12 protein-coding genes are annotated in these 13,871 nt (G+C 70.9%); 9 read left to right on the forward strand and 3 right to left on the reverse strand.

What is annotated here, in order from left to right; all coding sequences use genetic code 11:
• Positions 1–566 precede the first annotated feature (566 nt).
• Positions 567–2,240 (reverse strand): electron transfer flavoprotein-ubiquinone oxidoreductase, encoded by a 1,674-nt coding sequence (locus FVA80_RS23540; RefSeq protein ID WP_147910743.1) that lies wholly within the window; start codon positions 2,238–2,240, stop codon positions 567–569.
• A 280-nt stretch (positions 2,241–2,520) separates the two neighbouring features.
• Here FVA80_RS23540 and FVA80_RS23545 point away from each other — a divergent pair, with 280 nt between their 5' ends.
• Both FVA80_RS23545 and FVA80_RS23550 read left to right on the forward strand, forming a co-directional pair.
• Positions 2,521–3,405: a uracil-DNA glycosylase gene (locus FVA80_RS23545; RefSeq protein WP_147957883.1), complete on the forward strand. Its 885-nt coding sequence runs from the start codon at positions 2,521–2,523 to the stop codon at positions 3,403–3,405.
• A gap of 137 nt (positions 3,406–3,542) precedes the next feature.
• Positions 3,543–4,451, forward strand: a complete 909-nt coding sequence (locus tag FVA80_RS23550) for a neutral zinc metallopeptidase (RefSeq protein WP_147910433.1) — start codon at positions 3,543–3,545, stop codon at positions 4,449–4,451.
• A gap of 729 nt (positions 4,452–5,180) precedes the next feature.
• On the opposite strand, the gene FVA80_RS23560 is transcribed toward FVA80_RS23550, so the two are convergent.
• Positions 5,181–5,441 (reverse strand): hypothetical protein, encoded by a 261-nt coding sequence (locus FVA80_RS23560; RefSeq protein WP_147910434.1) that lies wholly within the window; start codon positions 5,439–5,441, stop codon positions 5,181–5,183.
• Between the two features lie 176 nt (positions 5,442–5,617).
• Between FVA80_RS23560 and FVA80_RS23565 the strand changes: the two genes are divergently transcribed.
• Together FVA80_RS23565 and FVA80_RS23570 are read left to right on the forward strand one after the other, a co-directional pair.
• Positions 5,618–7,240: an ABC-F family ATP-binding cassette domain-containing protein gene (locus FVA80_RS23565; protein WP_147910435.1), complete on the forward strand. Its 1,623-nt coding sequence runs from the start codon at positions 5,618–5,620 to the stop codon at positions 7,238–7,240.
• 200 nt (positions 7,241–7,440) lie between these two features.
• Entirely contained in the window at positions 7,441–7,920 is a 480-nt protein-coding gene (locus tag FVA80_RS23570) for a hypothetical protein (RefSeq protein WP_147910436.1), read from the forward strand.
• A 145-nt stretch (positions 7,921–8,065) separates the two neighbouring features.
• Here the strand turns inward: FVA80_RS23570 and mnmE are convergent, their stop codons facing one another.
• On the reverse strand, positions 8,066–9,391 hold the full coding sequence (mnmE, locus tag FVA80_RS23575) for a tRNA uridine-5-carboxymethylaminomethyl(34) synthesis GTPase MnmE (RefSeq protein ID WP_147910437.1): 1,326 nt from the start codon (positions 9,389–9,391) through the stop codon (positions 8,066–8,068).
• A gap of 173 nt (positions 9,392–9,564) precedes the next feature.
• Here mnmE and bla point away from each other — a divergent pair, with 173 nt between their 5' ends.
• From bla to FVA80_RS23600, 5 genes are all read left to right on the forward strand, one after another.
• Positions 9,565–10,464, forward strand: a complete 900-nt coding sequence (gene bla / locus FVA80_RS23580) for a class A beta-lactamase (protein ID WP_147910438.1) — start codon at positions 9,565–9,567, stop codon at positions 10,462–10,464.
• Positions 10,465–10,581: 117 nt separating this feature from the next.
• Positions 10,582–11,103, forward strand: a complete 522-nt coding sequence (locus tag FVA80_RS23585; RefSeq protein WP_246692107.1) for a YbaK/EbsC family protein — start codon at positions 10,582–10,584, stop codon at positions 11,101–11,103.
• A 245-nt stretch (positions 11,104–11,348) separates the two neighbouring features.
• On the forward strand, positions 11,349–11,672 hold the full coding sequence (locus FVA80_RS23590; protein WP_147910443.1) for a hypothetical protein: 324 nt from the start codon (positions 11,349–11,351) through the stop codon (positions 11,670–11,672).
• 171 nt (positions 11,673–11,843) lie between these two features.
• Positions 11,844–12,692: a pantoate--beta-alanine ligase gene (panC, locus tag FVA80_RS23595; protein WP_147910439.1), complete on the forward strand. Its 849-nt coding sequence runs from the start codon at positions 11,844–11,846 to the stop codon at positions 12,690–12,692.
• 200 nt (positions 12,693–12,892) lie between these two features.
• Positions 12,893–13,807, forward strand: a complete 915-nt coding sequence (locus FVA80_RS23600; protein WP_147910440.1) for an alpha/beta hydrolase — start codon at positions 12,893–12,895, stop codon at positions 13,805–13,807.
• Positions 13,808–13,871: the final 64 nt, after the last annotated feature.

Genomic DNA, 13,871 nt, shown 5'->3' on the forward strand with positions numbered 1-13,871 from the left:
GCGGGGGCTTACGGATTCAGGCCGGCGCGGTAGCCGGCGTCCTCGGACTCGCGCACGTCTGTCAGGCTTGCACCCGCGCGGGCCCTCGTCGCTTGCTGCGACAACGTTGCCGCCCGCGGCGAACAGATCGGCCGGAGGTTTGCTCGGAAGCATCGCCGGAAGCGTGTTCGTCGAGGGGCGAGGCACGCTCACAGGGATAGCGAGACCGGCACTCCGGCACGCGGCTACCCCAGGCCAGAGGTCCGGACGGGTCGAGGCAGCCGGGTCGAGATCGCGCAACGGCTCGAGAAAGGTCTTCGGGGCGAGGAAGGTCTTCGGGGCGAGGAAGCCGCCCCGATGCTTTGTCACGATTGCCACAGCGCGCGCCCTGACGTCGCGCTCAACACCCGGACGGTCGGACGAAACGTGTTTCTCTGAGAAACGGGCTCAACCGGAGCGCCATCCCGTGGGAGGCGCCGGGGCTCGGCGACCCAAACCCGCTGCCGGCTGATCGCAAACATATGGGTACGCCCGCCTGTCCGACGAACGGCGAACGCGTCAGACGGCCGATATGTATCGGCCGTCCCTCACATGTTCGGATAGTTCGGTCCGCCCGGGCCCTCCGGCGTCACCCAATCGATGTTCTGGTTCGGGTCCTTGATATCGCAGGTCTTGCAGTGGACGCAGTTCTGCGCGTTGATCTGGTAGCGCACGCCGTCCGAGGCGGCGGCGTCCTCCACCCACTCGTAGACGCCGGCCGGGCAGTAGCGGGACGAGGGGCCGCCGTAGACGTCGTGCTCCGAGCGCTTCTGCAGCTCCAGATCGCGGACCTTGAGGTGGGGCGGCTGGTCCTCCTCGTGGTTGGTGTTCGAGAGGTAGACCGAGGAGAGCCGGTCGAAGGTCAGCTTGCCGTCCGGCTTCGGGTAGGTGATCGGCGTCACCTCCGAGAGCGGCTTGAGGCAGGCATGGTCCGGCTTGCCGTGCTTGAGCGTGCCGAACGGCGAGGCGCCGAGCAGGCTGGTCGCCCACATGTCGACCCCGCCGAGCCCCACCCCCACCAGGGTGCCGTAGCGCGACCAGAGCGGCTTGACGTTGCGCACGGCCTTGAGGTCCTGCCCGATCGGGCTGTCGCGCCAGCCGGCATCGTAGGCGGCGAGCTCGTCTCCGGCCCGGCCGGCCTTCAGGGCGTCCGCGATGGCGTCGGCCGCCTGCATCCCGGACAGGATCGCGTTGTGCGAGCCCTTGATCCGCGGCACGTTGACGAAGCCCGCCGAGCAGCCGACCAGGCAGCCGCCCGGGAAGACCAGTTTGGGCACCGATTGCCAGCCGCCCTCCATGATGGCGCGCGCGCCGTAGCCGATGCGCTTGGCGCCCGCGAAGGTGTCGGCGATCATCGGGTGGGTCTTGAAGCGCTGGAACTCCTCGAACGGCGACAGGGTCGGGTTCTCGTAGTTCAGGTGCGTCACGAAGCCGACCGACAGCAGGTTGTCGTCGAAATGGTACAGCCAGGAGCCGCCGCCGGCCCGGTTCGGCAGGGGCCAGCCCATCGTGTGGCGCACCAGCCCCGGCTCGAAGGTGGAATCCGGCAGCTGCCACAGCTCCTTGACGCCGAGCCCGTACTTGAAGTGGTCGCTGTGGCGATTGAGCGAGAACCGCTGGATCAGCCCCTTGGTCAGGTTGCCCCGGGCGCCCTCGCCGAACACCGTGTACTTGCCGCGCAGCTCCATGCCGCGGGTGTAGTCCTCGCGCGGATCACCCGAACGGCCGATCCCGAGGTCGCCCGTGGCGATGCCCGCCACCGCGCCGGCCTCGTCGAACAGCACCTCGGCGGCCGGGAAGCCCGGATAGATCTCGACGCCGAGCGCCTCCGCCTGGGCGCCCAGATACTTGCAGGTGTTCGACAGCGAGCCGACGAAGTTGCCGTGGTTCGACATGAGCTTGGGGAAGAACACGTTCGGCAGGGTCACGCCGCTGTTCTTGGTCAGCATCATGAACTCGTCACGCCGGACCTCGGTCTTGAGCGGCCGCTCCGGATCGGTGCGCCAGTCCGGGAGCAGCCGGTCGAGGCCGATCGGGTCGATCACCGCGCCCGACAGGATGTGGGCGCCGACCTCGGAGCCTTTTTCCACGACGACGACGGAGATCTCCTCGCCGATCTCGGCCGCGCGCTGCTTCAGGCGGATCGCGGCGGCGAGCCCGGCCGGGCCGGCGCCGACCACGACCACGTCGAAATCCATGCTTTCGCGTTCGGGCAGCGCCATCGTCGAGCCTCCTGTTTTCTTGTCGCTATGCCCGATCCGTTGCCGGATCGGCAGTACGTGTCGCCGTCTCAAGCGATTCCAGACTGGAAAGGCAAGCTGCCGGAGCCCGGACTTGAGCGAAAGCTCTCCTATGCCACATGGGGGGAATACGGACGGGCTCGGGGCGACCCGGCGGTCACCGTGGCGTGCGGCAGGGCGCCGAAGGCCGCGCCGTTCGGTCACGCAAGTCCTTGCCGTCGAGCGGGTTTCAAGAGTTGTCCACAGGCATCGAGCGCCCCACATGCTGACCAGCATGCCGAGCCCCACCGACGCGCAAGCCGACCTCATCGCCTATCTCGATTTCCACGTGGAGGCCGGCGCCGACGCGGTCCTCGACGAGCGGCCGCACGACCGCTTCGGCGAGGCCGACACGCCGGCCCCGACCCTGCGGGCGCCCTGGCGCCCGGCGGCTTCGCCCCGGCCCGCCGCCCGTCCCACAGCCTCGTGCCGCCCCCGGGCTCACCCCCCCCCGTCCCCGGCCCCGGCCCGCACCTTCGGGCGTGCGGCGAGCGCCCAGCCGGAGGAGGCGGCGAGCGATGCCCGCGCCCGGGCGCGCGAGGCCAAGAGCCTCGACGAGCTGGAAAAGATCCTGGCGGATTTCGACGCCTGCCCGCTGCGCTTCACAGCCAAGAACCTGGTCTTCGCCGACGGCAATCCCGAGGCGCGGGTGATGTTTCTCGGGGAGGCCCCGGGCGCCGACGAGGACCGGATCGGCAAGCCGTTCATGGGCCGCTCGGGCCAGCTCCTCGACAAGATGATGGCGGCGATCGGCCTCGATCGGACCAGCGCCTATATCGGCAACATCGTCCCGTGGCGGCCCCCGGGCAACCGCAACCCGACACCCCAGGAGGTGGCGGTGTGCCGGCCCTTCGTGGAGCGCCAGATCGAGCTGGTCGATCCGGAGGTGATCGTCTGCCTCGGCGCCCCCGCGACCCAGACGCTGACCGGCACCAAGGACGGGATCCTGCGGACCCGCGGCCGGCTGTTCCCGTACAAGCTGCCGACCGGCGAGGCGAAGCTCCTGGCCACCCTCCACCCGGCCTTCCTGCTGCGACAGCCGGTGCAGAAGCGCCTCGCATGGCGGGATTTTCGCGCCTTGCGCGCCCTGCTCGACGGGAAAGCTTGACCGGAGCCGCGGAACCGGGCGTTCCCTCCCGTCATTAGAGTTTCGTCCCGAACGGTGTCTGCCGGCTTTCGGACATAGGCGATGCACAGTTAGGACCGCACCCTGCCCGGCGGCAGGCGCGGCATCAGGGCGGGACCATGCGCTGGGACGATCTACGCAGCTCCGACAACGTCGAGGATCGCCGCGGTGAGGGCGGCGGCGGTGGCATGGGCTTCCCGGGCGGCGGCGCGGGCGGCCTCGGGATCGGCACCATCGTGGTGCTGATGATCATCGGCTACTTCACCGGCATCAACCCGGCGATCCTGATCGGCGGCGCCCAGCAGATCGGCCGCGGCGGCGGCCAGCAGGAGCAGACGGCCGACCCGCAAACCCAGTCCCGGCGCCGCCAGGCCCCGACGGACGAGAGCGGCCGGTTCGCCTCGAAGATCCTGGGCAACACCGAGGACGTGTGGAGCCAGATCCTGCCGCAGCAGACCGGCAAGCAATACACCCCGACGACCCTGGTGCTCTACACCGGCGGCACCCGCTCGGGCTGCGGCTCGGCCCAGGCCGCCATGGGCCCGTTCTACTGCCCGCTCGACAAGAAGGTCTACCTGGACACCGGCTTCTTCAAGGAGATGGCGAGCAAGTTCGGCGTGAAGGGCGACTTCGCCTACGCGTACGTCATCGCCCACGAGGTCGGCCACCACGTCCAGGACGTTCTTGGCATTCTCGGCAAGGTCCAGGCCCGCCAGCAGCAGGCCTCCAGCAAGACCGAGGCGAATGCCCTGTCGGTGCGGATCGAGCTGATGGCCGATTGCCTGGCCGGCGTCTGGGCCAAGAACTCGAACGACAAGTACGCGGAGCTGGAGCAGGGCGACATCGACGAGGCCCTGAACGCCGCCGCCCAGATCGGCGACGATTCGCTGCAGAAGCGCTCGCAGGGCTACGTGGTGCCGGATTCCTTCACGCACGGCTCCTCGGCCCAGCGCCAGCGCTGGTTCACCGCCGGCTACAAGAGCGGGCAGACCAAGGCCTGCGACACGTTCCGGACGGCGAACAACTGAGGCTCGGTCAGGGCTCCGGGGATACGGCGAGCAGGCGCTGTCTATGCGGGCGTAGCGACGCAACCCTGCGGCGCTACGCTCCCTGACCGGGCTCTTCCCCGGGTCGCTTCGCTGCGCTCGTTCCGCGACGGGCATCGACCCCGCTCTCTCGCGCGCGCCGGTATCCCGGCGACGTGGATGGCGACAGGCGTACGCCCTATCCCAGTCCGATCCATCCATTCCGATCCATGCAGATCGCGATGGCGTCCCTCGCCGTGGCTGCGAAAGGACAGGGCGCCCTGAGACGGGACCTGCTGCAACATCTCGGCCTCTCGCCGGAGGAGCGGGTCGACCTGCGAGACGTGGCCAAGTGGTGCGCTGCGCGCGCGGGCGGCCCGGCCATCCGGCACCATCGCCGATGTCGTCCAAGCCTTCGACGCAGACGTGACGCGGCATGCGCCTCGGACGATCGAGGCGATGAACGCCCGGGCGGAGGCTGGCTTGGGCTGGTGCGCCGGACGACGCACGAACATGTCCCTCGACACCGCCGTGTTGGCTCGGACTCAGGCCGCGAGAGGCCGGTGGCGACTTCGCCGACGGCGTCCTGGCGTAGGAAGGCCGGCGGCTCGCCGGTGAGATCGTCGTCTCCTTCGACCAGGAGGCTGTGACGTCGCGGGCCCGGCACGGGGAGGCCGCGCAGCGCCTGTGCGGAACGCGGCTCCGGTCGCGATGCGTCCCGGGCCGGGCTTCTCAGCGCTGGCTCAACCGCAGGGCGTTGGCCTGGACCTTCCGGCGGTAGCTGCGGATCACCTTGCCGTTCGAGGCGCCCGAGGCGACCATCAGGGCCGCTTCGCTGGCCGCCATGATCTTCTCCGTCACCATGCGCTGCGCCTCGATCTGCGCGGCCGGGCCGCCCACCGCGAACATCGCCATGCGCTGTGCGATCACCCCCTGGGCCTCCAGGCCCAGCATGGCCATGTCCAGGCTCGTCTTCCACCAACCGAACAGCATCGCGTTCCTTGTGTCTCGCGCGGGGCAACGGCCCTGCCTGTGCTTGGCTCCCGGCGCCGATCCCACGGTTGCGTGAGCGGCAAGCGGCCCCCCGACCCCGGCTTCGTCTTTGCGCCGTCTCGATCCATGCCGTAAGCGGCCCGAAGTATTTCCCCCGGACACGGCAACCGCCCTTCATGATACGCCTGGACAAAATCACCAAGCAGAACGGGCGGCAGCTCGTCTTCATCGAGGCCTCGGCCGCGCTCCAGCGGGGCGAGAAGATCGGGCTCGTGGGTCCGAACGGGGCCGGCAAGACCACCCTGTTCCGGATGATCATCGGCCAGGAGCAGCCCGACGAGGGCCAGGTCGCGGCCGACCGGGGCATCACCATCGGGTATTTCAGCCAGGATGTCGGCGAGATGGCCGGGCGCAGCGTCGTCACCGAGGTGATGGACGGCGCCGGCCCGGTGAGCACGGTGGCGGCCGAATTGGCGGAGCTCGGCGCCGCGCTCGCCGACCCGGACCGGGCCGACGAGATGGACGCCCTGGTGGAGCGCTACGGCGAGGTCCAGGCCCGGTTCGAGGAACTCGACGGCTACGCCCTGGAGGGGCGCGCCCGGGAGGTGCTCGACGGCCTCAGCTTCAGCCAGGAGATGATGGACGGCGATGTCGGCGCCCTCTCGGGGGGCTGGAAGATGCGGGTCGCGCTCGCCCGCATCCTGCTGATGCGCCCGGACGTGATGCTGCTGGACGAGCCGTCCAACCACCTGGATCTCGAGAGCCTGATCTGGCTCGAATCGTTCCTGAAGGCCTATGACGGCGCCCTGCTGATGACCTCGCACGACCGCGAGTTCATGAACCGGATCGTCACCAAGGTGATCGAGATCGACGGCGGCGCGCTGACCACCTTCTCGGGCGACTACGCCTTCTACGAGGGCCAGCGGAAGCTGAACGAGGCGCAGCAGCAGGCGCAGTTCGAGCGCCAGCAGGCGATGCTGGCCAAGGAGATCGCCTTCATCGAGCGGTTCAAGGCTCGGGCCTCCCACGCCGCCCAGGTCCAGAGCCGGGTGAAGAAGCTCGATAAGATCGAGCGGGTCGAGCCGCCCCGGCGGCGGCAATCGGTGGCGTTCGAGTTCCAGCCGGCGCCGCGCTCGGGCGACGACGTCGTGATGCTGAAGGGCGTCCACAAGCGCTACGGCAGCCGCACGATCTACGAGGGGCTGGACTTCTCGGTGCGGCGCCGGGAGCGCTGGTGCGTGATGGGGATCAACGGCGCCGGCAAGTCGACGCTGCTGAAGCTCGTCACCGGCACCACCGCGCCGGACGACGGCTCGGTCATGGTCGGCGGCAGCGTCAAGCTCGGCTACTTCGCCCAGCACGCCATGGACCTGCTCGACGGCGACCGCACCGTGTTCCAGACCCTGGAGGACGCGTTCCCGCAGGCCGGGCAGGGCTCGCTGCGGGCGCTGGCCGGCTGCTTCGGCTTCTCGGGCGACGACGTCGAGAAGCGCTGCCGGGTGCTCTCGGGCGGCGAGAAGGCCCGGCTGGTGATGGCCCTGATGCTGTACGACCCGCCGAACTTCCTGGTGCTCGACGAGCCGACCAACCACCTCGACATGGGCACCAAGGAGATGCTGATCACCGCGCTTGCCAACTACGAGGGCACGATGCTGTTCGTCTCCCACGATCGGCATTTCCTGGCGGCGCTGTCGAACCGGGTGCTGGAGGTGACGCTCGAGGGCATCCACCAGTACGGCGGCGGCTACACCGAGTACGTGGCCCGCACCGGCCAGGAGGCGCCAGGCCTGCGCAGCTAAACCAGGCCTGCGCAGCTGAACGAAGCCTGCGCAGCGGAACGAAGCCTGCGCAGCCAAAGGAAGCCTGCACAGCTGAACGAGGCCTGCGCAGCTCACAGGGGCCTGCACGATTGACGGGGGTGGGCCGCGACCTTCGGGCCCGCTCCCGCGCCGGGTTTCCGGCGCTAAGCTCGTGGCGACCGGGCCGGGGGCCAGATGCCGTGCGACGCCTGCTGAAATTCCTCCACACGATGGGGTCGGCCGGGTTGCTGGGGGCGATGGCGTCCCTGGTGGTCCTCCTGGCGCTGGCTCCCGCGCCGGCCGCCCTGCCCGGCTACGCGGCGATCCGGGGCGCCATGGGGGCCGTCGCCACCTGGGTGTTCGTGCCGTCGCTCGCCGCGACCCTGCTGTCCGGGCTGCTCGCGATGGCGCTCAACCGGGCCTACCTCAACGCCGGCTGGGCCTGGGTGAAGCTCGCCACCGGGGTCCTGATGTTCGAGGGCGGCCTGGTCTACGTGCAGGGGCCGATGAACCGCGAGGCCGAGCGCAGCGCCCGGGCGCTCGCCGGCCTGCTGGATCCCGCCGCCCTGGCCGCCTCGCTGGAGGGCGAGCGCGGCACGCTCTGGGTGCTGCTGGCGGTGTCGGCCGCCAACGTGGCCCTGGGGATCTGGCGCCCGCGGATCCTGCGGATCCCACAATAGCCCCAATGGCCGGCCTGGCGGACTCGGAGGCCTGTTCGTCCGCACGCGGAAAAGGCCGCGGTTCGAGGGCGGCGGTCGGGAGGATAAACGCGATTGCCGAGCCCGGCGCCACCGCCAGATCCTTCGAAATACGCCGGCTAACAAACTACTTTCCGATGCAGAAACCGGAAAACAACCGGTCCAGCACATCCTCGACGCCGACATGCCCGCCGACCTCGCCCAGCGACCGGACTGCGAGCCGGAGATCTTCTGCAGCGAGTTCGGGCAGAGCGCCCGCCCCGGCGAGAAGCCGGTCGAGATGCGCCACGCAGGCCTCCAGCGCCGCCCGGTGGCGGGCCCGCGTAACCAGCGCGTCGCCGGTGCCGAGCCCGGCTTCCGCCGCGATCTGAATCGCGTCCAGCAGCGCGTCCAGCCCGGCCCCGGTCCGGGCCGAGACCGCCAGTGCTCCGGGCGCCACGGTGTTTGTTAAGCCGGCAAAAAGATCGATCTTGGTGCGCACCGGGAGAACGGGAAGGTCGGCCGCACCGAGATCCGGCCCGCTCCCGTCCGGGGGTACGAGGGCCAAGACGAGGTCGGCCGTGCCGATGCGGGCGCGGCTGCGCCGGATGCCCTCGGCCTCCACCGGCTCGGCGGTCTCGCGCAAGCCGGCGGTGTCGACCAGGAAAACCGGCAGGCCGCCGAGATCGAGGCGGATCTCGATGGCGTCCCGGGTGGTGCCGGGCACATCCGACACGATCGCGACGTCCCGCCGGCTAAGAGCATTCAGCAACGTCGATTTTCCGGCATTGGGCGCACCGGCCAGCACCACGACAAACCCCTCGCGCAGGCGCTCGCCCCGGCGGCCATCGTGCAGGGCGGTCGCGATAGCGTGGCGCAGGCCGGACACGCGGCCGAACAGTGTGGCGTCGAGGCTGGCCTCATCGACGTCACCCTCGTCGGCGAAATCGAGCGCGGCCTCGGCCGCCGCCAGGCAATCGATCGCCTCCGCCCGCCATGCCGCGACCTGGCGGCTCAGCGCCCCGTCGAGTTGGCGCAGGGCCTGCCTGCGCTGCCCTTCGGTCTCGGCGTCGATCAGGTCGGCCACCGCCTCGGCTTCGGCGAGGTCCATGCGGCCGTTGAGCACCGCCCGGCGGGTGAACGCCCCGGGGCCGGCCGCCCGGCAGCCTGGGATCCGGGCCAGCGCCGTAAGCACACCCATCCGCACCGCCGTCCCGCCATGCAGGTGCAGCTCGGCCATGTCCTCGCCGCTATAGGTGTCGGGCCCCGGAAACCACGCAACCAGGGCGCGGTCGAGTTCGGTGCCGTCCGCGGGATCCCGCACGGTACGCAGCGACAGGCGCCGGGGAGATGGCAGAGGTCCGGCAAGGGCGCCCAGCACCGCCCGGGCGCCCGGCCCGCTCACCCGGATCACCGAGACGGCGGCGCGGCCGAAACCGGTGGCCGGTGCGAAGAGGGTATCGGACTCGGTCATGCTGGTGTCACTGGCGGTGGTGCGCGGCCGCTTGGAATCCGACGCGTTTCACGTGAAACACGCGCTCCAGCCCCTGTATCACTCCGATGCGGCGAGTCGCGCCCCTGGCGTCATCGATCGGTCACGCCGACGCTTAAGATCGGCGGGACGATCCACCGAGAGAGCGAGACGCCGTGACGTCCTGGACCCGCCGTACCGTTTGCCTCGGCGTCCTCGCCGCACCGTTAATCCTGAGCCAGGGGACCGTCCGGGCCGATGAGACGGCCCCGACCCTGGCGGAGATCGAACGGCGTCTCGGCGGCCGTCTCGGGGTCTCGGCCGGGACACGGGACCGCGTGCTCCTGAGCCACCGGGCGGACGAGCTGTTCCCGATGTGCAGCACGTTCAAGGCGGTCGCCGTCGCGGCCATCCTGGCGCGGGTCGATGCGGGATCGGAATCCCTGGACCGGGTCGTCGACTTCGGACCCGACATCCTCCTGAGCTACGCACCCGTGACCCGGAAGGTCGTGGAGGCCGGCGGCGGCACCGGGCGGATGTCGATCTCCGACCTCTGCGCCGCCGCGATCGTATGGAGCGACAACAGCGCGGCCAACCTGCTGCTGACCGCGCTGGGCGGACCCAAAGCGTTGACCGTCTGGCTGCGCGGCACCGGCGATACCCGCACCCGCCTCGACCGGGACGAGCCGACCTTGAACACCGCGTTGCCGGGCGATCCGCGCGACACCACCAGCCCGGAGGCGATGCGCCAGACCCTCGGGCGCGTGCTGCTCGGTCCGGTCCTGTCGGCGGCCTCGCGCGGGCGATTGGAGGCCTGGATGATCGCGTGCCAGACGGGGGCCAAGCGCCTGCGCGCGGGGCTGCCACCGGATTGGATCGTCGGCGACAAGACCGGCAGCGGCGACAACGGCACGTTCAACGATGTGGCGATCCTTCGGCCGCCGGGCTCCCCGTCCGGACCTGCGCCGGTCCTCGCCTGCGTGTACGTCACCGGAGCCACGGCCCCCGCGCCGGCTGTCGAGTCGGCCTACGCCGAGATCGGCCGGCTCATCGCCGCCAGGGTGGGCGCCACCTGATCCGAGACTGCAGTGGCGCAGCAGGCCGGGTATCGGAGCCGGTCCGATACGCGCGCCTTTTTTGGTCCGCCGCGTCTTCTCACGAATTTCGGCCGCCACCTCTCGAGACGATGCTCCATGGCCAAAACGCCTGCCGCCAAAATGCCTGCCGCCAAAACGCCTGCCACCAAAACCACCCGGGCGACCCTGGCCCTCGACAAGGCCGGGATCCGTTACAGTCTCCACGCCTACGCCTACGATCCGGACGCCCCGCGCATCGGCCTCCAGGCCGCGGAAGCGCTGAGCGTCGAGCCCGGCCGTGTGCTGAAGACCCTGATGGCGGCGGTGGATGGGCGGACGGTCTGCCTCCTGGTGGCCTCCGACAAGGAGGTCTCGATGAAGCGCGTGGCGGCGGCCTTCTCCGGCAAGGCGGCGGCGATGCTCAAGCCCGCGGATGCCGAGCGCCTCACCGGCTACCATGTCGGCGGCATCAGCCCGCTCGGGCCGAAGCGGGTTTTTCCCACCGCGATCGATGCCGGCTCGCTGTCGGATCCGGCGGCCGAGATTCACGTGAACGGCGGCGGGCGCGGCCTGCAGATCCGTCTCACCGAGGGGGACCTCGCGGCCGTGCTGACGGCCCTGGTGGTGCCGCTGACCTGATCGGCCCCGAGGAACGCTCCAAGGATCGCTCCAGGGATCGCTACAAGCGATCACTTCGAGCGATCACTTCGAGCGATCACCTCAAGGGCACACCCCGACGGTAAGCCGCCGTTTACCCTGGTGCAGCACCCTGGCCCGGGATGCGGGACGGGTTCGGCATGCGGGTGACGGCACGGCAGCGACGCGGGGCATGCGGGACCCGGCCGCACGGGATCGGGACGGTGCTCGGCCTCACCCTCCTGGCCATGTGTGCAGGCGCCCGGGCGGCCGACCTGGACGTCCGCGGCGGCCTCGACGGGCGCGGGAGCTACGAGACCGTCACCCGGAGCGGCCCGCGCTTCTTCCCGCGCAACGATGGAATCGAGCGGCGCCCGGTCTACGCCCTCCGCACCCGGGCGATCCCCGTGGGTTGCACGCCCCGCCGGGTGCCGGTGCCGACCAACGCGCCCGACGATCCGAGCTATGTCGGCTCGGAATACGGCCTGTCGCATCCGAGCTACTACGGCTTCACGCCGCCGCTCGGTGTCGACGACCCGTTCGGCCGGTCGCTCCTGCCTTACTGCCCCTGATCCGGCATCGGTGGGGTCCCGGCGCGCGGAGCAGGCTCCGGAGCATCGTCCCGAACGGTGGCGGCCGGCGTTCAGCCATACGCCGGGGCACATCCGCGTTCGCCCACCGGGTGCCGGTTCCGATATCCGGCCCGATGCGCTAGATCGGCGCCCCGCCGCGGAGCCGGACCCGTGCCCGAATCGAATCCCCTGCGTTTCAGCGATCTCGCTCCCCTGCGCCACAGCGTGGGCGCCTGGCGGCGTGCGGGCGAGCGCGTCGTCCTGGTCCCGACCATGGGGGCCCTGCATGTGGGCCACCTCGCGCTGGTGGCCGAGGCCCGGCGGATCGGCCGTCGGGTGGTGGCGAGCATCTTCGTCAACCCGACCCAGTTCGGCCCGAACGAGGATTTCTCGCGCTACCCACGGGACGTCGAGGCCGACCTCGCCCTGCTCGGCCAAGCCGGCGCCGACGCGGCCTGGACGCCCGCGGTGGAGACCATGTACCCACCGGGCTTCGCGACCCGGATCGATGTCGCCGGCTTGACGGACGGGCTGTGCGGCCCGTTCCGGCCCGGCCACTTCTCCGGGGTCGCCACGGTGGTGACCAAGCTGCTGAACCAGGTCGGGCCCGACGTCGCCCTGTTCGGCGAGAAGGATTTCCAGCAGCTCCGGGTGATCCAGCAGGCGGTGGCCGACCTCGACCTCGCGGTCGAGATCCGGGGTGTCCCGACCGTGCGCGAGGCGGACGGCCTCGCCCTGTCGTCGCGCAACCGCTACCTCACGCCCGAGGAGCGCGCGGTGGCGCCGCGCCTGCACGCGGTCCTGGCCGGCATCGCCGCGGCAGCCCGGGGCGGCAGCCCCGTGGCAGGCCCTGTCGCCGACGGGCGTGCCGCGTTGGAGGCCGCGGGTTTCGAGGTCCAGTACCTCGCGGTCTGCGACACCCGGACCCTGGCCCAGGTCGAGCGGGTCGAGGCCCCGGCGCGGGTCCTGGCGGCGGCGTTCCTGGGCCGGACCCGGCTGATCGACAACGTGGCGGTCTAACGCTCGTCCGACGCCCGGGCGCGCCGGCCAAAACGCGAGGTTTCGAAAGGCCCGCGACCTTTTGCAGGTGCGGGGCAGAGCCCTGCGAGGTGGCGCGCCGATCACAATCCCCGTTGCATTGGGTTGCGGATCCCGATCATCTTGGCCAATCACGCGGCTCCGGCCATCGTGACTGTATTCAACCGTGCCGGGATCCGACGATGCCGAGTCCTTCCGTCGACGCGAGCGAGATCGCCGTCATCCGTGCACGCCTCGCGGCCAGTCCTCGCCCGGCCGACCTCGCGGCCCGGCGCGCCCGGGTCGATGCGCTGGGGGCGGGATATGGCCTGCCGGACGATGTCGCGGTCCAGCCGGCGAAGCTCCGGGACGTGCCCGCGGAATGGACCGCCACGCCCGCCGCGGACCGCGACCGGGTGATCCTGTTCCTGCACGGGGGCGGCTACGTCTCCGGGTCGCTGGAGAGTCACCGCCACGCCGTGGCCCAGGCGGGCCGGGAAGCGGGGACGCGCACCCTCGCCCTCGCGTACCGGCTCGCGCCGGAGCACCCGTTCCCCACCGCGCTGGGCGACGCCCTGGCCGGCTACCGGTTCCTGCTCGAATCCGGGTTCGCCCCTGGCCGGATCGCCCTGGCCGGCGAGAGCGCGGGCGGCGGCCTCGCTTTGGCCGTGGCCCTGACCCTGCGCGCGCGCGGCCTGCCCCTGCCCGCCTGCCTCTGGCTCAGCTCGCCCTGGACCGACCTCGCGCTCACCGGGGTGAGCCTGGACACCAAGGCTGCGGTCGATCCGCTGCTCAGCCGGGTCTACCTCGCCGAACTCGCCGCCGCCTACCTCAACGGTGCCGATCCCGGCGACCCATTGGTCTCGCCGATCCGCGCCGATCTCGCCGGGCTGCCCCCGATGCTGATCCAGGTCGGTTCCGCGGAGACGCTTCTGGACGACGCCCTGCGGCTCGCCGGGGTGGCGGCGGCCGCGGACGTGGCGGTCGAGTTGCAGGTCTGGCCGCACATGATCCATGCCTGGCACCTGTTCTACCCGGAGGTCGCGGCCGGCCGGCGGTCCCTGGCGAGCGCGGGGCGCTACATCCGGGCGTATCTCGACGGGGCCGCCGGAGGCTGATCGGCCGTCGGTCCGGGATCCGCTCCGCACGGACTGGGACCGCGGGGCCACGCTCCCGATCATT

It is taken from the genome of Methylobacterium sp. WL1 (genome assembly GCF_008000895.1).
Taxonomy (GTDB): domain Bacteria; phylum Pseudomonadota; class Alphaproteobacteria; order Rhizobiales; family Beijerinckiaceae; genus Methylobacterium.